The organism is Cerasicoccus sp. TK19100 (genome assembly GCF_027257155.1).
Classification (GTDB): domain Bacteria; phylum Verrucomicrobiota; class Verrucomicrobiia; order Opitutales; family Cerasicoccaceae; genus Cerasicoccus; species Cerasicoccus fimbriatus.
On record NZ_JAPWDU010000004.1, the window covers coordinates 548,199 to 570,915 of the forward strand.

16 protein-coding genes are annotated in these 22,717 nt (G+C 56.6%); 11 read left to right on the plus strand and 5 right to left on the minus strand.

All coding sequences use genetic code 11. The features are described 5' to 3' along the window. Positions 1-765: a hypothetical protein gene (locus O3S85_RS12485; protein WP_269540717.1), complete on the plus strand. Its 765-nt coding sequence runs from the start codon at positions 1-3 to the stop codon at positions 763-765. Positions 766-824: 59 nt separating this feature from the next. On the opposite strand, the gene O3S85_RS12490 is transcribed toward O3S85_RS12485, so the two are convergent. After that, positions 825-3,728: a glycoside hydrolase family 2 protein gene (locus O3S85_RS12490; RefSeq protein ID WP_269540718.1), complete on the minus strand. Its 2,904-nt coding sequence runs from the start codon at positions 3,726-3,728 to the stop codon at positions 825-827. Positions 3,729-3,939: 211 nt separating this feature from the next. Here O3S85_RS12490 and O3S85_RS12495 point away from each other — a divergent pair, with 211 nt between their 5' ends. The 5 genes from O3S85_RS12495 to O3S85_RS12515 all read left to right on the plus strand — a co-directional run bounded on the left by O3S85_RS12495 (position 3,940) and on the right by O3S85_RS12515 (position 9,697). Further along, positions 3,940-4,488 carry a PilW family protein gene (locus O3S85_RS12495; RefSeq protein WP_269540719.1) on the plus strand — a complete coding sequence of 183 codons (549 nt, stop codon included), beginning with the start codon at positions 3,940-3,942 and terminating at the stop codon, positions 4,486-4,488. A 10-nt stretch (positions 4,489-4,498) separates the two neighbouring features. After that, positions 4,499-5,137, plus strand: coding sequence for a PulJ/GspJ family protein (locus O3S85_RS12500; protein WP_269540720.1), 639 nt, complete (start codon positions 4,499-4,501; stop codon positions 5,135-5,137). Between the two features lie 2 nt (positions 5,138-5,139). After that, the gene (locus O3S85_RS12505) at positions 5,140-7,623 is read left to right on the plus strand and encodes a pilus assembly PilX family protein (RefSeq protein WP_269540721.1); all 2,484 of its coding nucleotides are present in this window, start codon (positions 5,140-5,142) and stop codon (positions 7,621-7,623) included. A 7-nt stretch (positions 7,624-7,630) separates the two neighbouring features. Further along, the gene (locus O3S85_RS12510; RefSeq protein ID WP_269540722.1) at positions 7,631-8,392 is read left to right on the plus strand and encodes a hypothetical protein; all 762 of its coding nucleotides are present in this window, start codon (positions 7,631-7,633) and stop codon (positions 8,390-8,392) included. 78 nt (positions 8,393-8,470) lie between these two features. Continuing rightward, positions 8,471-9,697 carry an aromatic ring-hydroxylating oxygenase subunit alpha gene (locus tag O3S85_RS12515; RefSeq protein ID WP_269540723.1) on the plus strand — a complete coding sequence of 409 codons (1,227 nt, stop codon included), beginning with the start codon at positions 8,471-8,473 and terminating at the stop codon, positions 9,695-9,697. A gap of 162 nt (positions 9,698-9,859) precedes the next feature. Here O3S85_RS12515 and O3S85_RS12520 read toward each other — a convergent pair whose 3' ends face one another. Both O3S85_RS12520 and O3S85_RS12525 read right to left on the minus strand, forming a co-directional pair. Further along, the gene (locus O3S85_RS12520) at positions 9,860-12,181 is read right to left on the minus strand and encodes an ATP-dependent DNA helicase (protein WP_269540724.1); all 2,322 of its coding nucleotides are present in this window, start codon (positions 12,179-12,181) and stop codon (positions 9,860-9,862) included. A gap of 292 nt (positions 12,182-12,473) precedes the next feature. Beyond that, on the minus strand, positions 12,474-12,785 hold the full coding sequence (locus O3S85_RS12525) for an ArsR/SmtB family transcription factor (protein ID WP_269540725.1): 312 nt from the start codon (positions 12,783-12,785) through the stop codon (positions 12,474-12,476). A 120-nt stretch (positions 12,786-12,905) separates the two neighbouring features. Here O3S85_RS12525 and O3S85_RS12530 point away from each other — a divergent pair, with 120 nt between their 5' ends. The 4 genes from O3S85_RS12530 to O3S85_RS12545 all read left to right on the plus strand — a co-directional run bounded on the left by O3S85_RS12530 (position 12,906) and on the right by O3S85_RS12545 (position 19,096). Next, on the plus strand, positions 12,906-14,090 hold the full coding sequence (locus O3S85_RS12530; RefSeq protein WP_269540726.1) for a KamA family radical SAM protein: 1,185 nt from the start codon (positions 12,906-12,908) through the stop codon (positions 14,088-14,090). Positions 14,091-14,299: 209 nt separating this feature from the next. Next, positions 14,300-15,721, plus strand: a complete 1,422-nt coding sequence (locus O3S85_RS12535; RefSeq protein ID WP_269540727.1) for a sugar porter family MFS transporter — start codon at positions 14,300-14,302, stop codon at positions 15,719-15,721. A 157-nt stretch (positions 15,722-15,878) separates the two neighbouring features. Continuing rightward, complete coding sequence (gene leuB, locus O3S85_RS12540; RefSeq protein ID WP_269540728.1) at positions 15,879-16,982, plus strand: 3-isopropylmalate dehydrogenase; 1,104 nt, start codon at positions 15,879-15,881, stop codon at positions 16,980-16,982. Positions 16,983-17,110: 128 nt separating this feature from the next. After that, entirely contained in the window at positions 17,111-19,096 is a 1,986-nt protein-coding gene (locus O3S85_RS12545; protein ID WP_269540729.1) for a hypothetical protein, read from the plus strand. 4 nt (positions 19,097-19,100) lie between these two features. On the opposite strand, the gene O3S85_RS12550 is transcribed toward O3S85_RS12545, so the two are convergent. Both O3S85_RS12550 and O3S85_RS12555 read right to left on the minus strand, forming a co-directional pair. Then, positions 19,101-20,291, minus strand: coding sequence for a translocation/assembly module TamB domain-containing protein (locus tag O3S85_RS12550; protein WP_269540730.1), 1,191 nt, complete (start codon positions 20,289-20,291; stop codon positions 19,101-19,103). 411 nt (positions 20,292-20,702) lie between these two features. Beyond that, a complete protein-coding gene (locus O3S85_RS12555; protein ID WP_269540731.1) occupies positions 20,703-21,743 on the minus strand; it encodes a phytanoyl-CoA dioxygenase family protein in 1,041 nt (346 codons plus the stop codon). 65 nt (positions 21,744-21,808) lie between these two features. On the opposite strand from O3S85_RS12555, the gene O3S85_RS12560 reads away from it, so the two are divergent. Further along, the gene (locus O3S85_RS12560) at positions 21,809-22,618 is read left to right on the plus strand and encodes an AraC family transcriptional regulator (RefSeq protein ID WP_269540732.1); all 810 of its coding nucleotides are present in this window, start codon (positions 21,809-21,811) and stop codon (positions 22,616-22,618) included. The last annotated feature ends 99 nt before the right edge of the window (positions 22,619-22,717 follow it).

Consider the following 22,717-nt stretch of genomic DNA (forward strand, 5'->3'; position numbering starts at 1 on the left):
ATGATTAAGGCAATATTTACAATTCTCATCGCCAGTTTCACTCTAGCTTCAATCTCGACCACGAGTGCTCAAGTAAATCGGGATATTCCGACGCAAAAAGTGAGTGCGGTGCTTTTAGAAAACCGTAGTAAGAATCAGGAGCTATATTATTTGGACCTCTTGGACGAATACCGCCCTTTCCAAGTGGGTATGATGTCACGCGGAGGAGGAAATATTCAGGCCTTAAGCAATCAGCTAAATCTTTTTGCTAAATCTATCAATGAAGATGGTGACGAGGTCTATACACCTGCAATTGTCTTGGATATCCCAAAAGTGAGTCAGGTCCTGATTCTCTTTTACTATGATAATAAACGCAACCTGAACTACCGCATCTACGACGACACTCTAGAAGCGCACCCCAGAGGCACAGGAAGGCTGATAAATCTAACTGATAGTGATATCATTGGAAAAGTAGCTGACGAGCAATTTCAAATTAAACCATGGGGTGCTCTGATTACAAATCCACTTATAAAGAACCAACGCACGCGTTTTCAATTCGGCTATGTAATCGAAACCAATGGAAAGTTTAATGCTGATCCTTCCATCGATACCTTTAGAATTCCGAACCAGAAAATGCGTTGGCTAGCGGTATTCACTTATTTCGATCATAAAGAATCTTCAGAAAACGGTAAAGAATTCATAATAACACGCCTGCCAAGCGTCATCAGAATGCTGGATGCTCCACCACCCCAACCCGGCGAAGAAGGGTATGCAGCAACCAATTAACTCAAAGAGAGGAGCAGCCACTGATGGTTGCTCCTCTCTTTTTTGAGAAAACTGATGCTTCAAAACACCTCTCCGGGCAGCGGGTCGATGCTGCGGGAAAGCAGACCCGTGATGCTCGGGTTGTCGATCTTAGCGTTCGCGTAGTTGAGCAGGTTGATCAACAGACGGCGGGCTACTGGGCAGTTGGGCGCAAGCTCCGGCAATGGAACGTGGCAGATGATTAACGTGCCGTCGCCGATCGGCAGTTCGTAGATCGCAGCGCCATGGAAGAAGACCGCCGGTCGGGTCCACATGTGCGCGGAGAGGCAGCCCATGTGGATGCGACCACCCAGCGCAAGGATGTCATTGATGCGGTCAAACTTCGTCGGGGCCAGAGTCGACAACACAAAGTCATTCACCCCCGGTCCGCAGAGGCCGTCAAAAAGCTCGGGTGACACCGAGTAGCAATTCGGCTGCATGACCGGCCGCTGGCGGATCAGCCCCGGGATCACATATTCATAGAGCGTCATCGGCTCAGGCTCAAAGGCGATCGCACAGCCGCCGCCTTTAATCGCTTTGCGCAGTTGGTGATAGTCCTCAAAAGTCGAGGCCGAGCGCTTGTCCGCCGAATGTTTAAAGTCATAAACGATAGGCGCATTTGGTTCGCGGAAATTGTTGCTAAACGGCAGATTCACCCCGCCCTCGTCGATGACGATTCGCGAAACGGAACCACCACGGCTGCCGGTCACTGCCACTTCTTTGGCCTTCAGACCTGCTCTCCCGATAACGCGAAGTGGCACAGAATTTTCGACCACCTCGCCATTGGCCAAGGTTAGCTTGGCGCTTACCTGGTAGGCTCCAGCGCGGTCCAGAGTCAACGCCGGTTCGTCAAGCAAGACACTGCGATGCTCGGCATTGGCCGATAGTTCGCCGGACCAACCCTGGATTATTTTTCCCTGTTCACTCTGCAAAGCGATGGACCAGCTGTGCGGGCCGGCGGCAGACTCATGCATCAGCATGGCCTCGATCCGGAACTCCTGCCCCGGCTCAATAACACGCTGCGAGGGAAACAGCGCAATGGTGTCATCGGCGCAGCTTTCGGCCAAGGCTGTCAGCATCGGCTTCGGATTGCGCCAGGTATCCATCGCGCCGAAAAGCTCGCCGCTGGCATCAGCCAACTGCGTAAAAACCAGCCCGGATACCTTGGGGTTGGCGCGCATGGCAAAGGTTACCAGCTTCATATCCGCCGCGCGCAATTCGTTGGTGCGGCGGAGCCAGTCGTTCTTTTCGCCAACGGCCTCGCGGAGCCAGTCATTGGCAAAGGCTTCCTCCAACGACTCGTTGAAGTCGACGTTCATGCGGTAGTCTTCGAGACCAATTTCGCGGTCGGCATCGCTGTAGGCAGCGAGCACATCGTCAAACATCGGTGGCACTTGCGCCGCGCCGTATTCGCTGACAAAGACGTTCTTGTCACCGCTGCCGAGGGCGCGGAAATCTTGCCAGGACTTATCCTGCGTCGGCACGCGGTGGTAGCTGTGCGTATCGGTGATCGGCGTGGGCTTGGGCTGGCTTGGGCTCAGCATGTAGGCCACGTTGCCGTCGTGCGCGGTGTCGGGCAGCATGTCGGACACGCCGCCATATTCGACGAGGCTATGCCCGCCGGACACATCGATCACCGGGCGCGTGGGGTCCATTTTATAGACATCCTGCAGCCACTGAACGACGAGCTTCATCATCTCCTGCGGCTTGAAGCCCTTCAGGTGGAAGACTTCGTTCATCAGGCCCCACATGACCACACAAGCGCGGTTGCGGTCGTTCTTAACGAGTCCGCTAATCTCGCGCCAACAACGGTTGGCCGTCTCGGGCGAATTCGCAATCCAGCCAATGGGCGGCTCAGACATAACCAACAGCCCCAGCTCATCCGCAACATCGAGCACCTCGTAATGCGGGCGCATGTGGCAGCGGATAAAATTAAAGCCCAGGTCCTTGATCTGCTGAAGCTCCTTGAGCACGATTTCATGGCTGTCCGGGTAAATCGCTGTGCGCGGGAAGTCTCCCTGGTGCAAGAAACCTTTCAGACAAACACGCTCACCGTTGAGCTGGAACTCGCCGTCCACGTAATCAAATTCGCGCATACCGAAGCGCACTTGTTCAGCATCCAACGCATGCTCGCCGGTGCTCAGAGTGAGCGTAGCCTGGTAGAGATGCGGATCGGCCAAGGTCCATCGGCGCGCATTCTCAAACGGCGCAGTAAAGCTCACCTTCGTAATCCCCTGCTCCAGCGAGCAGCTCTCCACCGCTTGCAAAACAATGTTCTCCGCGCCCTGCCAGTCCGTAACGGTCAGACGCAGCTCAGCCCCATCAATTGCCACGCTGGAATCGATCTCACAGTGGACCTTTAACTCGTTGCGGCTCGGCCATGGTTCCAGAAACACGTCACCGATCGCCGCCGTTTGCGAAGTCTGCAGGCTAACGCCTTTCCACAAACCACCGACGTTGAAATACCACCCGAGTTTCGCAATCGGAATGGAGCCCTGATTGAGCGGGGCTCCGCAGCGGAAGCCGTCGATCTCGCGGTCCATCGGCGGTGCCACCACGCGCACAATCAGCTCATTGTCACCATCCGTTAGCTGGTCGGACACATCAAAGACAAACGGCAGGAGCCCGCCTTCGTGATCACCAATGCGCGCACCGTTGAGCCATGCCTCGGCAAAATACTGCGCCGCGCCAAAATGCAGGCGGTGCCGCTGCCCGGGTGACGTTGTCGCATTTATCGTCCGGCGATACCAGACCACGCCATCGTAGAATGGACGGATCGTTTCAAAGGTGCTGGGCACGGTGATTTTTTCACCGCCGGGAAATGACTTTTCCCAGCCGTTTTGCTTGCCGCAATTATCGGGGTCGAAGGCGATATCCCATTCGCCATTTAAATCAAGATTGGTGCGCGGGGCAGCACAGGGTTCAATCGTGTAATCAAGGCTCATGCATGTTTCTGTTCCAAAAGCGTTATGAATCCAAGCTTAAAATTCACTTATCTCACGTTTGATAAACTATTGCTGAAGGGCGTATTTTAGCAATAGATTTACATACATTCGGCCTCAATTCAATTGACCCAATTGGCCCTATGTCAGTATGCTATTCGTCTCGTTTTGATAATTTTGAATGGCTGATTCACGTCAAAATGAGCTGACTCCTATGAACTGCAATACCAAGTCAAAAGGGTTTTCCCTGGTTGAACTACTGGTCGCGCTGACGCTATTTGGGCTAATGGCAGCCGGGCTGGCGAGCCTCGCCATACAGAGCCGCCGCATGTCGGAAACGATCATCTTTGAAGATCAGGTCCACCGCTCGATTCAGAACTTTCTGGAGGAAATTCGCGGTATCGGCTATGAACGCATTGAGAATGTGCTGGAGGAACCCAAAGACGGTTTCGACCTGACGCTGCCGGACATCGACGGAGCCGGTGCCATCGTATCGGTGAACATCCCCATTGCCGTTGTTAATGACACCGAACGGCTGCCCAATTGGACGACCATCAACGTGGAAACCACGACGAAAGATGGCGATTCCACCACGCTGCCCATTGATCTGCGCGTGGCGCTGAACAGCCATAAAGTTCTCGCTTCAGAAAACACCGAAGGCATCGAGGTCATCATCCAATTCCAGTGGCAACTCCCTTGGGAAAAGGATGGCCAGAAACAACTCGGGGAGGCAATTGCCTTCGTCGCTGACGAATCACCTTAATACTGCTAACATGAAATTACACTCCAAATCAAATGCTCAGCGAGGCTTCTCGCTGCCGGAAGTGTTGATCGCCGTTGGCGTTTTCTCGACCCTGATCGCGATTTCCAGCACCTTCTTCATCGACTCCTACCGAACTCTTTTCAAGAGCCAAACCGCACTGGAGGCCAACCGCTCTTCACGCTCTTTTCTGGACTTCCTTTCCCAAGACGGCATGGAGGCGGATTCCTTCGTGATCTATCCAGCCTATTCCAATAAAGTCTCCGAAGGTGACCGCGTCGTGAGCGGCAAGTCCGGCGATTTTCTGATACTGGCGGAAACCGATATCGGCGTGCTCGGCACCGAATACCACCGCCTCGTAGGCTACTATGTCTCCGAACGCGAGGAGGATGAATACGATGATATTCTGGTCTTCGAATACGATGTAGCCGATGCAGACATCTCCAAACCGCTGGAGAGCCTCGTCGCCAAAGCGATCAACAATTCCAAAGACCGCCTGGTCTTCGCGCAAGTTAAGCGCATCGGCGGGGACGGCATGTTTATCAACGTCGACTCCGGCAATGTTTTTTCATTTCACGCAATCCGCGTCCGCTTTCCCGAGCAGGCGCAACCTTCAAAAATTCTTCACACGACCATTAACGTACGCTCCTGACCATGAGACTATCGACACAGCCATCGCGTCGCGGATCCGCCATCCTCGTCGTGCTGATTTTATCCACCGCCATCGCTGTCATTGCCGGCACGGTGTTAAATTCCACCCTCACGGAAAAACGCATGAACCTGCGTAATTCCCTGCGCACAGAAGCTTTGCGCGCAGCCGAAGTGGGCCTCGAACTCGCCTTCGCGGAATACGTCAACGACGTCGAGACTAACAGCGGCCTTTATGCGGCAGCCATCGCCAATCCCAAGCAGGAGATCACCTTGTCCAGCCGCGGCAAAAACATGGTGGTGCGCAACAACATCAAGAGCATCGAAATCCGCTCCGAGTTCGTGCCGCTGCCAGTGCGCCGCTTCATCGACGGCAAAGATCCGGCCAATGACGACGACCCGCTCAAAAACAAATATGTCATTGAAACCAACATCAACCTTTACGCCAAAGTTGTCGCCGAGCGCAGCGGCCAGGATGTGGAGGTTTTCCTCGCCAAGACCATGGCCATCCGGGACGCCCCGCTGTTCTCGCACGCCATTTTCTTCAATGACGACCTGCTCTTTCACCGTAATTTCGACATCGTCGGTGACGTCCACACCAATGGCGACCTCGAGCTGGACACGCACAACGGCGACAACCCGCTCAAGCTCGGCAATATGACCACCGCCGTAGGCGACCTTTACCGCCTGACCACCGTCGACTCCTCCAACATGGGCAACCGCCTTTCCACGGGCGATAACCGCATCAACCTCAAAGGCAAGCTCGACCTGGACAACATGAATTATCACTCGGGCGGCACCGTTTACAGCAATGGCATCCTCGTGAACAAAGGTGTCGACTCCCGAATGAATAATTGGATGGAGGTCTCGCAATCCATGTTTAATGGCTCACTGATGGACGCATCCTACGGAGTCCCGGTCTTTAAGCCAGTCGGCGCTGAAGACGCCCAAAAGGATAATATCTACACACCCGGCGTGAATGAGATGAACAACAGCGGCTATTCGCTGATCGAGCCACTACTCCCCACTGGCCACTCTGCGATTAAAAACGATGCCATCCGCGAAGGTAAAATGGCGGCCAAGGCCGGCCTGCTGCTGCGCCTCGAAGCCAACCAAACCTGGACTCCACGTGACCAATATGGCAACTACACCACCAATCCGAACAAGATCGTAAATGACAACGAATACTTCGTGGTTAAGGGCTACAAATATAAAACCCGCGTTGGTTCCGGCACCCCGCAATTAGAAGCCGTCCCCCTGCCCGATCGTCTGATCGGCGTCGCCAACCCCAACATCACCTCGGTCAACTCCGGCCAGCCCTATGCAGAGAAGTTTAAAGAGGAGTCAGCCTCCGGCAAGCGCAACGGCCACAGCTACAGCAGCAAAATCACCGGTGGTCTCGAAGACACCCGCACCGGCCGCAGCATGGACCTCGTCACCATGGATATTGCCCGCCTCAAGGAAGTGCTGGAGAAAGACGTTAGCTCACTCGACTCATCCGCTAAAGACTTTCGCAACAGCTTCAATACAAACAGCGATTGGAACGGCGTCGTTTATGTGGAGTTCCCGACCTCGACCAAAGTCGACACGAGCGCTTCGGCTAACACCACCGACATCAGCAGCAAGCCTTTCCAATACGGATCGGCCGAGAAAGACATCCCCGAGCTGGCCAGCCAATACAGCACCGAAAGCTGGAAGCACACGCCCAAGCCGCGCACGGATAACATCGTGCCTATCGCCGAAGAATTCCGCACCCTCAACACGTCCGACACCGGACTGGGCTTGCAGGTGATCAATGGCGGAAAGCTGCCCAGTGTCGGCGCGAACGAAGGCCTCACCATTGCCACCAATACCTCCATGTATGTGGTCGATCATTTTAATTCCGATGGCAACTTTAAGACCGGCACCGGCCTGAGTAAGAACGACGGCAGCAACGCCGATGCCGACTCCGGCCATGGCGAAGTGCCTGCCGCTCTGATGGCCGACTCCGTTACCTTGCTCAGTGGAGCCTGGGCCGACAACCGCCAATACAGCCACATGGGCTACGGCAGCCAGTCCAGCACCCGCAAGGCCAATGAGCCGCTGGAGGTTTCTGCCTGCATCGCCTCGGCCGACTACTCTGTCTATGAGTTTTTCGTCCGCTCATTGGAGAACTGGCAGCACCTGCTTAGCCATTCCGATGTGGGTGGCCTCGGCCACAAAAACCCCATTGTCGTCAAGGGTTCGCTAGTCTCATTTTGGGATTCGGAAATCCCGCTGATGAAGAATGTCTATGGCCGCGACAAGACAAAGCCCGTCGATAAATATTGGAACGAATTTGCCTCGCACGCCTTCACCACGCCGCGCTTCCACCAATTCCTAGCCGACGGCCGCTTCCCTCCCGGCACCCCGACTGCGCGCTTCTATGACTTGCGCGAATACGATGTCATGCACCCCGCTGACAAGACAGATGTCACGCTGCTCTCCGGCGTCGGCTTCAAAATGAATTAATCCGGAAATGCTGCGAAAAACGCTTCTCCTACTCTCGGCGTGTCTGCTCGCGCCTGGCTTGCAGGCACAGGACCAGATAGAGCTTCCTTTTCCGGAAGCCTCGACCTTCGTCTTGCCGAAAAACCCGGACCTGTATTTCACCCAAAAAGTCATTACCGTGGAGGATGAGTTTGGCGCGCCGCTGAACTTTTTCCTGCTCAGCTCGGCCGACTTCACCATTGAAACGCCGCCGACCGAAGACTGGTCCGTTCGCTCAGAGGACAAAGATCACTCCGCCGTGTTCAGCCACCGTTTGGTCGATACGGTGAAGATGACCTTCGATTGCTATCGCACCGAGACCCTGCCCGAGCTAACCCCGGACTTGCTTCAAAGTAAGATCAATCAGGAGGCCTTTCTCCTGGTCAAGCAGGGGTTCAACCGCTTTCAGGTTGAAGCCGAGGAAGAGGATTTCACCGCCACAGTGCCCACTCGCAAACTACAGATGGCCGACGGCACCATCGTCGAGGTGGCCAAGCGCGGGCGCGTCAAACCGCTCCGCGTCGCAGACCAGTATCTCTACGATCTCATCGCGCAAAAAGTCGACTCGCAGGGCAACATTACCGAGCAACACATGATCCACGAAACCTTCTGCGTGCACCCGATGGGCTACACGCTGGTTTGCCGTGTCGAGGGCGACGTCCGCGCGACTGCCCTGACCAAGGGCTGGCTGCGGGATTTCCTGCGAAGCTCTCAGGAGAACGCCGCGCTTCTCCAAGCCTCAAGGAATTAAGCGAATCGGAACGCATTCTGCTCGTAGCTTTGGTGTTTGCCATCGGCGCGTCAGCCGGTAGTGTCAGCCCCCGCGCTTATGAGCCACAAAATTCTCCACATCAACGAGCCCACACCCGTTCCTCCCTACGAAGAACGCGGAAACATTCCAGACATCCGCAAGGCAGGCCTTGATCCCGACTTCTGGTATCCGCTCGCCCGCAGCCAGGATGTCAAACCCGGCAAAGCGCACGCCGTAACCTTTGCCGGCGAGCCCATTGCGCTCGTCCGCAGTAAGGAGGCTGGGCTGTTCGCCGTGGAGGACCGCTGCGCCCACCGCCAAGTGCCGCTCAGTGTCGGTGTGGTGGAAGATGGTGGCATCAAATGTGGCTACCACGGTTGGAAGTTTGACTGCACTGGCAGCTGCACCAGCGTCCCCTATCTGGACAAGTGCACGCTCCATCCCAACAGCATCAAGGCCTACCCGTGCAAGGAGCGCTACGGCCTCATTTTTGTGTTCCCGGGTGACCCGGCCAAGGCCGACTCCGTCCCCTTCCCCGAGACGCCGGCCGCCGAAGACCCGCGCTACAAAGTGCGCACGCTCGACCGGCGCATCGAGTGCCATTGGTCATTCATGCACGAGAACCTGATGGACATGAACCACCAGTTCCTGCACCGCAAGCTGATGGGCCAGATCAAGACCCTTTTCCTCGGCAAGCGCGAGGGCGACAACTGGGTCGAAGTCGACTATTCCTTTTACCGCAAGGGCGGCAAGCAGTCGCTCGGCGAAAAAGTCATGATTCAGCGCAGTGGCAAGGCCAAGGAAATCAAGGAAGCCGATGAGAAAGCCAAAGCTGAGGCTGAAGGCCTCAAGACCCGCGACATCATGACGATTCGCACCGAGTATCCCTACCAGCGCCTCAAGTTCTGGACCGCCGGCAGCAAGGAGCCCGCACTCGATTTGTGGAACCTGTATTACCCGGTCGACCGTGAGCAGCGCATCAACCAGACCTACGGCCTCATGTGCATCCAGCGCCCGGCCAAAGTCGGCTTCCTGCTGGATGTTTTCTGGCCGGCAATAATCTGGTTTACCAACGGCATCTTCAGCGAAGACAAGTGGATCTGTGAACTCGAGCAAGCCGCCTTCGACGCCCAAGGCGAAGACTGGAACCACGAAATTTTCCCCGCAATCCAAAGCGTGCGCCGCGTCATCACGAGCAACAGCGTGCCCATCCGCACCAGTTGGAAGGGCAGCAAATCCTCCCCCGAGCACGTCCGCGCCCGCCACGAAGCCACCGAGCAAAAGGCCGCCGGCGGCGAAGGGTAAAGTGGGATGAAGATGAGTTGAAGGATCGCGAATTTCCACATTCGCACCACGCCGCCCCTTGGCGGAACGCGAACCTCTGTGTTCGCATCTCGCCACGTTGGCACCCCCAGAGAGAAGTCAGATAGATAGTATGCGAACACAGAGGTTCGCGTTCCTTGTTCCTCAACGCGCCAACCATTCCGCCAGTTCGCCAAAACTCCGCAACTCCGCTTCCGGCGTATATTCCGGCGCGAGCAGTTCCTGGTAACTTTGCTCCGCAAAGCGGCGGCAGTGCAGGATCACGCGCGTGCTTTGCCCCGGCGCGCGGACAAGTCGGCCGAGCGCCTGATTGATCTTCGTCATCGCCGGCAGTTGATAAACTTCACGAAACGCGCCTTCGCGGCCGAGGTGATCGTATTGTCGCAGCTTCGCTTTCTGCACCGGGTTGACTTCCGGTAGCGCGGGCCCGACAACCATCGCGTCGCTGATTCGTCCGCCCAGGTGGTCAATGCTTTCGCTAAAGCTGCTACCCAATACGAAAAACAGCACGTGCGCTGTCAGCAGACTTTCTTCCACAAAGCTGAGCTGCCCATTCAAGTCGACCGAGCGCGGCTGCATGGCCACGCGCAGCAACGAGTCGAGCTCGGCGAGATAGGCCTTGATCGTTTCCGCATAATGGTAGCTCGGAAAAAACACTGCGACCGGGGCCGTCGTCTGCTGGCTGAGGAGCTGGATCGTCTCGGCGGTTTGCACGTAGTGGTTGGCCCGCGTGCGGTATCGCGTGTCGACGCGCGCATCCACAGCCACGCGATACCCGCCCTCCCGCCACGGTGCCCCCGCGCGCAGCAGCGGCACATTCAGCCCCAAGCGCGCGGTAAACGATTTTTCCGGACTCAGCGTGGCGGACATCAGCACTGCCCCGCCATACTCGCCGAGCACCTGAGCCAAGTGCGGCGCGGCGTCGAGGCACGTCACCCGCAGTGCCCCACCACGCGGCGACCAATACAGCCTGGGGAAACGGCTGTCCGCCACGAACTCCCGCCATCCGGGAAACGAAAACACGTGCTCGCGTGCGGACGGACTCAGCAGCTCCGGCTCCAGTCGGGTTTGCTGGATGGCGTCATTGAGGTGGGTCAGCAGGTCCAGCGCCTCGTATTCGACGGTGGCCGGGTGCTCTTCTTTCTCTTTGAGCGTCGCGAGAAATTCCGCCCAGTCGTCGGCCGCCTTCACGAGCTTAAACGGCTGGCCTGTGCCACGGAGTTCAGCGGCCAGCGCCTCGGCTTCGGCCACCGTATCGGAGAAAGAAAAATTATCCGCGACGCGGGTAGGCAGATTGTGCGCCTCGTCAACGATGAGCAGCGTTTGCGCGGGATCGAAGCCCATCACTCCATAGAAGATTCCGCTGTGGCGCGGGGAGAACACATAATTATAATCGCAGATCCATGCCTCGGCAAACGGCAGGCAGGCCTTGGCAATCTCAAACGGGCACACCCCGGTCAATGCGCCGAGCTGACGCAGGTCATCAACGCCGGTTTTGCCTTCGTCGAATAAGCCTGGCGGATTGATGCTCGCCGCATCCCAAGCCTCCTCGATTCCCTCCAGGCAGGACTCCGCCCGCGAACAATCATGCCGCGGCGTCTGGATGCTGTGCTCGCGCTTGTTGCGGAGCTGAAAGTAGCGCAGATCGCCATTGGGCGGGATCATCGCCTTCAGTTGACGCACCGCCTGATGTTGACCGGTCGATTTCCCGGTTAAATAAATGATGCGGTCAGTCGTGCCGTCGCGCAGACGTTCCAGCGCATGTTGCAGCGAAATGCCGGTTTTGCCGAAGCCCGTGGGTGCCTCCAGCAAACGCACCGGCGACAGCGTGACCGACTCTTCCAGCTCTCGGCGGATCAGCTTTTGCTCCGGGCGGAATTCCTTAAACGCCGGCTTGAACTCAGTCGGCGCAAGGCGCTCACGGCGCTTATTCTGCTCTTCGCAAAATGCGGTAATGCGCGTGAGCTGCGTTTCCAGAAGCTCGGCGGGGTCGTCGCGCAGCGGGAGGGTCTGTGTGATGCCGTCATCGATCGACACGAAAAGCAGCTCGCCGCGCACGGGCTTGGAAAAGTCTCCGTTAAGACCGGCCAGCAGACAATAAACGGCAATCTGGCGTCGGTATTCCGGGTAGGCGTTAGCGAGGTCTTCCTCGGCCATCGGCAGTGGACGGCTGGTGGTTTTTACCTCGCGCAGCAGCGTGTATTCTTCGCGCTCGATGGCCTGGTCGATACGGCCATTGACCTCGACCGTCCAGTTGTGGCGGCGCAACACCCCGGCGATCGTTACTTCGAATCGCGCCTCTGGCTCGGCGGCGCGGGTATGGGTTTCCATGTCCCGGTGCCAGGCCGTGCCCAGCGCGGTGCGCCACTGCCCGGAAAAGCCGCGCCCGGACTCCGGCCCCAGCCGGAATTCCGCCAGCTCGCGCGCGCTTAAGGTAACGCGCCGCTCTCCCGGGTAGATTCGCATACGCCCACGGTGAAGCTTTCTTCAGTTGGGGCAAGCGAGTTAAGAAAAACCGGCAAGAGATTTATCAATCACGCCGACGCAAACATGCTAGCAGACCTTGAGTTTGGAGTGCGCCAGCCCTCTGGCGCTTTCAGCATTTTCTACGCACATCGTTTTCGAAATTGAATGGTGTTTAACGATGTTCACTGCAATTTCTTAGTGCTCGCAAAATTCTAAAGCGCCAGAGGGCTGGCGCACTCAAAACTTTAGCAACGCCTCGCCGGAATGACGAGTGCTGCGGTGAAGGCCACACTTAAGCCTTCACTGGTTCCACGTTGAGCAGCAGCTCTTCCATGCGCTCGATAACTTCGCGCGCGGCATCGCGGTCTACCCAGTAATAACAGTCGCGGCACATTTTCTGATGCTGAACGATCCCCGCTTGGCGCAAAACACGCAAGTGATGCGAAATCGTAGGTTGCGAAAGATTCAAAACATCCGCTATTTGGGAGACGTTTTTAGCGTGCTCGCAGTCGGCTGAGTCCGGCAGCAAACGCAGGATACGCAGGCGGGTGATGTCGCCAATCGCCCACAGCTGCTTCGCCAATTCGTCTTCGATCTCTGCCATTGCTTAAATAAAACCCGATAATAAAGCGCGTTCTATGCCGTTGGCAAACGTATAGATGAATTTAAATATTTAAATTCTTATTTGCATTCTCACGTTTTTCGCGCACGGTGTTACGCTACCATGCAACCGAATGACAACCTCGCGAACTGGCACAAGGGCCAGGGCCACTGGGCGAATGTCCCCGCCGAAGATTGGCTCAACTGGAAGTGGCAGCTCAAGAATCGCATCACCAAGGTCGAGCAGCTCGAACAATATTTGGAGCTGACCCCCGAGGAGAAGGCGGCGTGCTACTTTTCCAATCAGAAGCTCGCCCTAGCGATCACCCCCTATTTTTTCAACCTGATCGACGTCAACGACCCCAACTGCCCCATCCGGCGGCAGATCATCCCGCATGGCGGCGAGATGAAGACCTCCCCCGAGGAGCTGCTTGACCCCGTCGGCGAAGACGGCGACATGCCCGTCAAAGGCCTTGTTCACCGTTACCCGGACCGCGTGTTGTTCCTCGTCACGGACCGCTGTGCCTCGTATTGTCGCTACTGCACCCGCAGTCGGCTGGTCTCCAATGCGCAGGATTATAATTTTCACCCGGAGTTTGAAAGCGGCCTGAAATACATCGAAGAACACCCCGAGGTGCGCGATGTGCTGCTCTCCGGCGGTGATCCGCTGCTGCTCAGCAACCGCAAGCTCGACTATCTGCTGGGCCGCCTGAAGGCGATTCCGCACGTGGAGTTTGTCCGCATCGGCTCGCGTATTCCGGTCTTCCTGCCGCAGCGTATCGACGACGAGCTGTGCGAAATTTTCAAAAAACACGGGCCGATCTGGATGTCTATCCACGTCAACCACCCGCGTGAATGCACTGAGGAGCTTTACCGGGCGACCGAGCGCCTGAGCTTCGCCGGTGTGCCGATTGGCAACCAATCGGTGCTGCTCAAGGACGTCAACGACGACCCGCAAACGATGAAGTCACTCGTGCACCGCCTGCTCATGATGCGCGTGCGCCCATATTACCTCTATCAATGTGACTTGATCACTGGTAGCCGTCATTTGCGCGCCGACGTGCGAAAGGGCATTGAGATCATCAAGCATCTGCGCGGCCATACGACTGGCTACGCGGTGCCGCAATTTGTCATTGATGCCCCCGGCGGCGGCGGCAAGGTGCCGATCAACCCGGAATACGTGCAGGAGATCACCGATGAGGAGATCGTAATGCGTAACTTCGAAGGCCGCCGCTACGCCTACCCGCTCGTCGAAGGCAAACAGGCTGACCTGGAGCACGCGCCAGAGGCCGAGCCGCTGCTGGTGTAGCGCGCGGACAGAACACGAATTCTGCGGATCGCGAATTTCCACATTCCCATAATATCTGTCCGTAATTTAGTTAGTGATAGATTGTGAGCGGATTTGGAAATTCGCGGTCCGCTATACACAATCCGCTCATCCGCCATCATTCTGCCCTGCATCCGCTTGACAGTGAGAGTGTTGTCCGTTATCAACGCATAACACCCCTCACCTTGCTTATGCTCCGAGAAACATCCCCCTCAGAGACGAAGGTCAACTTCGGCTTCATTATCTTAATTTCAAGCGTGGCTGCACTCGGCGGCTTCCTTTTCGGCTACGACAGCGGCTGTATCAACGGCGCGATCGAAGCCCTGCAAAAAGCCTTTAACGCCAGTAACCTTGGCAGTGGTTTCAACGTCGCATCCATGCTCATCGGCTGCGCGGTGGGTGCCTTTATGGCGGGCAGTCTTGCGGATAAGTTCGGCCGACGCCCGGCACTGTTTGCCTCGGCCATTCTCTTTGCCGTCAGCTCGTTTGGCTCCGGCATCGCCAATGACTCGACGACATTCATCATCTTCCGCTTAATTGGCGGCTTCGCAGTCGGCGCGGCGAGCATTATTTCTCCGGCTTACATCAGTGAGGTCGCGCCCGCCGCCTGCCGCGGACGCCTTTCCAGCCTTCAGCAAATGGCCATCGTGCTCGGGCTGTTTATCGCATTTCTGAGTAACTGGCTCATCGCTAAAGCCGCCGGTGGCGCGAGTAACGATTTCTGGCTCGGCTATGAAGCGTGGCGCTGGATGTTCTGGGTGGAGCTGATTCCGATTGGCCTGTTTTTCCTCGGCCTGTTCTTGATCCCCGAGTCCCCGCGCTACCTGATCGCCAATGGCCAGGAAAAGAAGGCCAAGGAGATCATGCACCGAATTGCGCCGGATAAAAATACCGGCCAAAAAGTTGCCGATATCCGCAAGACGGTGAACAAGGAGCGCAAACCCAAATTGAGTGATCTCATCAACGACCAAACCCGAAAGCTGCACCCCGTCGTTTGGGTAGGTTTGGCGATCGCATCCTTACAGCAGTTGGTCGGGATCAATGTAGTGTTTTATTACGGTGCCGTCCTGTGGAAAGCGGCGGGCTTCACCGAAAGCGATGCCTTGATGATCAATGTCATTGGCGGCGTCATTAATGTCGTCTCAACCATTGTCGCCATTGGCTTGGTGGACAAATGGGGACGCAAACCACTGCTGCTGACCGGTTCCGCGGGCATGACCATTTTCCTCGGTGCATTGGCGGTCATCTTTGGCACGGCGGGCACGAGCGAAAGCGGCGACCTGCAACTGTCCGGCCCGATGGGGATGGCGGCATTGATCAGCGCCAATCTTTACATAGTTTGCTTCGGTATTTCATGGGGCCCGGTCATGTGGGTCATGCTCGGAGAAATGTTCCCCAACCGGATTCGCGGTGCCGCATTGGCAGTAGCAGGCCTCAGCCAGTGGACGATGAATTTCATCGTCACGATGACGTTCCCCATCCTGCTGGCCAGCATCGGCCTCGGTGGCGCTTATGGCCTCTACGCAGCCTTCGCACTGGTGTCGTTCTTCATCGTCAAGGCCATCGTCAAGGAGACCAAGGGCATGACGCTGGAAGAAATGGAGAATGGGTGAAGTTCGAAAGTTTGAAGGTAGGGATGTTTGAAAGTTAATAATAACCGCAACCCACTCACAACCTTCGAACATTCAAACCTCCAAACATTCGAACCTTCGAACTTTAAAAAGTCGTTGCCTTTTTGAGACGCGGCGGCTTTCTCAATGGGTTTTCCCTATGAGCGAAACCCTGAAATTTGCAGTATTGCCCGGCGATGGCATCGGGCCCGAAGTCATGGAAGTGGCGCTGGAGGTGCTCTCCGCCGCCACCAAACCCGAGGGCCTGGACCTCGATTTTGCGACAGCTGACGTTGGCGGCATCGCCATTGATAACCACGGCGAAGCCCTGCCAGAGTCGACACTCGAAGTCTGCCGCAACAGCGACGCAATCCTGTTCGGCTCCGTCGGTGGCCCCAAGTGGGAAAGCCTGCCGCCCAAGGAACAGCCCGAGCGCGCCGCCCTCCTGCCGCTGCGCAAGGAATTCAGCCTTTTCGCCAACATCCGCCCCGGCCTGCTCTTCCCTGAGCTCGTCGACGCCTCCCCGCTAAAGACCGAGCGCATTCCCGACGGCATCGACATCGTCTGCATTCGCGAGCTGACCGGCGGCATTTACTTTGGCCAGCCCAAGGCCACGCGCACCCTCGAAGACGGCCAAAAGGAAGCCCTCGACACCATGATCTACAAGACCAGCGAAATCGAGCGCATCGCCGAGGTCGCCGCCGTCGCCGCCTATGGCCGCGGTAAAAAGGTCTGCTCGGTCGATAAGGCCAACGTGCTGGAAACCTCCGTGCTCTGGCGTCAGACCGTCACCGAATACTTTAAGAAGAACCACCCCGAGCTCGAACTGAGTCACATGTATGTGGACAACGCCGCCATGCAGCTCGCCCGCGACCCGAACCAGTTCGACGTGCTCTTCACCGAGAACATGTTCGGCGACATTCTCTCCGACGAAATGGGCGTCATCTGCGGCAGTCTCGGCATGATGAGCAGCGCCAGCCTTGGCGTCGGCGAAAACCGTTTCGGCAAGCCCTTCGGCCTCTACGAGCCAGCTGGCGGCACCGCGCCGGACATCGCCGGTAAGGGCATCGCCAACCCGTGCGCGCAGATCCTCTCCGCCGCGATGATGCTCCGCTACAGCTTCGGCTTCGATGCCATCGCCGACCGTATCGGTGAAGCCGTTAAGAAGGCAGTTCAAGACGGCGTCCGCACCGGCGACATCGCCTTCGGCAAGACCCCGATCGGCACCAAAGAAATGGGTGCCGCCATCATCGAGCGCCTCTAACCTCGCCCATGGCGCGGAGATTATAGGAAAAAGGTTAAAGTTTTACTCTGACTGACTGTGGGGCCCCGGAAACGGGGCTCCTTTTTTATTTGTTTGCGAACTTTAGGCGAGATGACGTTAATGACAGTATGATACGTACTAGCGTAATCCTGTGGCTCATTTTACTGGCCCAATCTGTGATTGCTCAGATCGATGACGGCTTTGACTGGATTGCGCTCATGCGGGCACAAGGCATCGCCAGTGATGAGCAAATCGAAACGCTCGCCAAGGCGATTAACGCCTATTCATTGGGTGATGAGGAAGCGTTGCACCAGGTGTGGATGAGCGATGATGAATTGACGGCAAATCTCGCCTTTGCCGCCTATCTGTCGGAATTGAGTACCGACGATGCCTTAGCGAAGATCAATGACTTGAACCCGACTGAGGCTCAGTTGGATGTTGGCCAAATCGCTGGCCTGATCAGCAACTCCATGGAGGGAGCCTATTACGTGGTTAACCGCCCGGGCAGTTTTGATCCCGAGATCTCCAATCTTCTGCTGTTAATTCTAACCGGGGAACACCACACCACGCCCGAAGCCTGGAGCCAATGGATCGCGGCTCACCCAGAGGGCTTCGACTGGTCTGCCATCAACGACCCTGTGCTGCTGCGCGCCCGATTGCAGGAGCAGCAAAATCGCGCGATGAGAAACGCGCTCAGCGATTTCGAGGAGCAAGACGAAACCGGCATTACACAGACAATAACAGCCTCGATGGGCTCCCTATTTGAAGGCTTGGAACAAAACCGGCAGGCGGCGCTTGAGGCAAAGGATTCTCCATTACTTGATCGCGCCAACCGCCACTACTATTTTGGCGAGCTAAGCGAAGCCGAGAAGGCCTATCTCACGGTCATCGAGGAAGACCCCAACAACGTATTCGCCATCTGGATGCGCGGTTGCGTGCTCTTTGAAATGGAAAACTATCCCGAGGCGGAAGCAATGTTTACCATGGCCGCCGCTCAAGAGCCCGATAGCGATTCTGCCGCATTCATGCGAAACCTCTCGCGTCGCCGGAACATGAACCCCGCGGAACCCCTACAACGCGCTGCCTGGTCGCAACTGCTCGAAACGCCAACCCATGAAAGCTTCGGCATGATGGGCAATGGCGATCCATTCATCGCACGTTTGCAGGGCGAAAGAGCGCTTTACAAGCCGGGCATCTACCATCTGAGCGCCGAGGAATTATTGGCCAAGGCTGCGGCAACGAACGACCCCAAACTCGCATTAGGCTATACCATGATGACGCCCAATGAAGGCAAGGACGAGCGCGTTGCGCTGCTGGCCGAACGCTTCCCGAAATCGCCCTCCGTGCAGCAGGCGAACCTCACCTATACGGGCATTCAGGAATCTGATCCGGAAATCATCCTGCCGCTCATCGAGCAATGCCTTGCAATTGATCCCAACAACCAAGCGCTTATCCTGCAAAAAATCGCGACCTTGGGCGCTGAGGAACCGCTCATTCCTGAAGAGCTCAGGATTGCTGACATTGATTACTACTACTACGAGAAACCTCCGCTCAACGAGGCGCAACTCAAAGCCATGATCCAATTTGCGGTGGCTACTGAATACCTAAGCAACCAGCAAAACCTCCGGCAATGCATCGACCTCGCAGCCAAGGAAATGAACCATCGGCACATTGCGGATCATACCGGATTTACAAGACATGTGAGCGATTTTCGCACGACTGGAAAACTGAATGACCAAATAGACCTCAGCGCGCGCATTGCCATTCACCAAAAAAATGATGAACTGCTCGCGACCATTTTAACCTTCCTCAATGCCTTGCTGCTGGCGCAAGAACCAAGGGCCACGCAAATGACGGAAAGAATGATGGTGGAAATGGTTCGTCTGAGAATACGGACCATTGAAATCGAACGCGAAGGCACGCCAGACAATGACAAGACAGACCCGGAATTTAAGAAGTTTCTTGAGCAGACGAGACGCTTCGGGGATCTCGGCATTAGCCAATCAATGCTCTATTATGTTCCCATACCGTCTCTCAACCAAATCATGCAGAGTTACAGACGTGACACCGAATCATATCATCAACAATACGATGCATTTCTGGCCGAACAGTAGGCCGCTAAGTTAGACGAGATTCGTCTCTGCCAGAAAGTTGCTTTTTGCGCCGACGCCAGGTGTGCAGCGCAGCGAGGGAGGTCAGGGCGATGCCGAAGACGATCGTGCCCGGTTCCGGAATTGGTGAGATGCCGGGGACAATGCGGTTGTCGTCGATGACTTGTGCGGGGACGCCGTCGAAGAAAAACTGCGTCGGGACGTCGATGCTGGAGCCACCGGGGTTGTAGGTTACCTGCTGTGTGTCCCGGTAATTGATGATGTTAACCACGCCGCCGCCATTGATGTTGCCCAGGTAAATATCGGCGTCCGGGTCGTCGAGCAGGTCGATGGTCGAGTCCGCCGAAAGCGTCAGACTATAAACCTCCACGCTGTCGGCTGTGACCGCGAGCGTGCCGCCGTTAAGCTCGACATTGGAGCCACCCCCGCTGAGATCGGCCCCATCTTCGAGCAGCAGCGTGCCGCCACTTTGCACGGACACACTGCCGCCGTTGCCCAGGGTCCCGGAGAGCGCGAGCTGCCCGTTATCCACGTCGATATTGGCACCGCCGCCAATACTGCCCTCGATGCTGAGGCTGCCCGAGCTGACGTTCACTTCGATCGTGGCACCGCCACCGATGTTACTGGTGATCACGTTGGTGCCACCGGTAACGGTGACCGTCGACCCGCCATTGAACGTGCCGTTGAAGGTATTCGTGCCCGTGCCGCCCAACGCAAGGTTGCCGCCAAAAGTGCCATTGGTCACCGTTTCGCCGCTGCCGATGAAGTTGACCACCGTGCCGCCGTGACCCGCCATGTTGCCATTGAACGTGATGACGCCCGGCCCATCCGCGTCGATGTAGCCATTGCCGCCACCCGAGAAAATCGTGTTCGTGTTGAGGATCAAGTCGCCGGATCCATTCAAGCTCAGTGTTTTCGGGCCATGCTGAAATTTGATTTCGCCTGAGTTCAGCGTGTAGTCGTAGCTGCTAGTCATTTGCAGCTCGGACAGCTGCCGGTCGTAGCCGGTGGTAATGCTCTGATTCGAGCCGGGCGTATCGTTGAGATAAACAATCGCGCCGCGGCTGGCCCAGTTACCCGGGATAGCGTTGGGCGACCAATTCGTTGATGTGCCCCAGTTGCTACCATTCGCGCCAGTCCAGGTTTGACCCGCCAAATCGAGCACACCAATGAAGAGACAGGCACACAGCCAAATCACGCCAAGCCCCCTCAGGCCTCGCAATCTGATTGCAAAGATGCTGTCTTTAACGTTTTCCAAAATATTGTTGTTCAGTAGCTTGGAAACAGCCAGTGCCCGCCATAGGCGGAAAAATCAATCAACACGTGCAGCCCCCCCTAGCGACAAAGGCTTCCTCGGAAGCATGCGTAGTCTAATGACTTTAAAGTTGATGATGTAGTTCTCCATTACCCTTTTAACCCTCTATAAATAAATCCATAATACCATACCTGAGGCCAATTAACACCCCAAAACCGAGTTTTTGGCCCAAGGGAGCCATAAAACAGTCGTTTGAGTGAATAGTTCCCCCTCGTGCTCAGTTTTAAATGCAAAAAGGCGCTCCCCTTTTCACGGGAACGCCTTTTCGTGCAAATGAACGATGCCAGAGTGTCTTTACATCATCTGAGCGCCAGATTTGGACGCGCCCATCATGCCGCCACCCATTTCGCAGCTACCGCCTTTATCAGCAGCTTGCCTGGCAACAAATTCTTCTTTGGACATCCGGCCATCGCCGCAACCGCCCTCTCCTGACTTGCGGACCATTGGCCTGGCGAGATCCTCAACGCCTTTGAACGCATAAGGGTCCTTGCCAGCGACCATCACAATGTCACGCTTGTCGGCGCGGCCGATGGGCCCGCTCTCCTCACTACCGCCAAACCACGGCAGCAGGCTTTCCGCGCTCATATAGTGGTTGACCAGTGACCGGCGGAAGCCAGCGGCTTTTCGGTTCGGCAGGCTCTTGTGCAACAGGTAGCCGTTAAAGAGTACGATCGCGCCCGCTGGGACCTCGACGGGGATCGCATCGGCGTCGGTGTAGGGGAAGTCGTAGGCCTCGTGCGCGCAGTCGTATTCCTTCTTGTTGTGGGGATACATTGGCCACAGGACACCTTGTTTGTGCGAACCGGGGATCACCCACAGGCAGCCGTTGTCAACCGTGGCGTCATCCATCGCGATCCAACCGCCACAGAGCGAACGGTCGCGTGTGGGGATGAAATATTCGTCCTGATGCCAAGCCTGCCCAGGCTTGCCACTGGCCTTGATGAACAACATCGACTGCATGCACTTCACGTTCGGCCCGATGATGGAGGTCAGCGCCTTGACCGCATTGGGATGCGCCAAGGCGCGACTCATGATGGGGGAGGCCTTGTGCGGGAAATGGATGCACAGAAACTGGGAAATGATCTCGTCGTCACTCAGGCCGGAGAAATCGACGGCGTCCTCGGGCCGGTAATTCGCCATGTGGTCGCCGTTCGGGTTGAGCGAGCCGTAGTCGCCGCGGCAGATGGCCACCGTGTCATCGCAGAGCTCCTTAATCTCGCCGGCGTCAAAGCAATCGGTGACGACGATAAAGCCGTTCTCGCGGTAATACTGGGTCGATTCCTCGCCCAGCTCAGCGACGCTAAAATATCCAGGGGAAGTAGATGTCGTAATCATACCTATCAGCATAGCCGATTTTGGGCTCGATTACCATAGCTGCAAGACGCATAATTTTGTCTAAAATGAGCATTCTGGCGAAAATTGAGCGAAACAACGTTGGCGACGTTGTCTACGGTGAGCGTGACACCTTTGGCCCGCGCAAGCAGCCACACCTCCAGCTTGTTTATTTTTACAACGGCGAAATCGCGCTGAAAACGAATCGCACCCAGCGCGTTTTTCACGGTGGTGAGGCCTTGTTTTTAATCCCCGGCGAAACCTACCATTTCACCTTCGACCCGCAGGAAAAAGTCCGCCATGGTTGGGTCGACCTGCCAACGATCCACGAACCGCCGCCCTGGGCAAGTACGGCGGAAGACGCACTTGCTGCCCTGCCCTTCACGGAGCGCATGCGCGCGCTGGCCAGCATTGCCAACGATGCTCCGCGCGACTCGGCACACGACGAAGGCGACCTGCGCCGCGCCCTTGGCCGTGCCATCGTCGAGGAGGCCTTTGCCGCTGCCGGGCACAAGGAAGACACGAAAAAAACACGCCTGCCCCCAGTCGTGCTTCGCGCGGAAAACATCATGATGCAGCGCTTCCCCGACAAGCTGAGTCTCGACGAAATCGCCGCGAAGGCAGGCGTCAGCAAGCCGCATTTGATCCGACTCTTTCGCGAGCATACCAACACAACGCCCGCGCGACGCCTGTGGGAAATTCGCGTCGAGGCCGGTGCCCGTCTCCTGCGCGAAACCGGTCTGCAAATGCAGGAAATCGCCGACCGCTGCGGCTTCCCCTCGCCGTATCATTTCTCGCGTTTGTTGAAGAAGCGCTACGGCGTCTCCCCGACGAAATACCGCCAGCAAGCTTGGAGCGGAGATACTGGCAGGAAATAGCACGTGAAGAACGCTTCCGGCGTGGTCGCATTTCAAAATTATCAATACTCAATAACTGCGCCTTCTTTTTCCTTTAACCCCGGGGCCAACTCTGGCTGA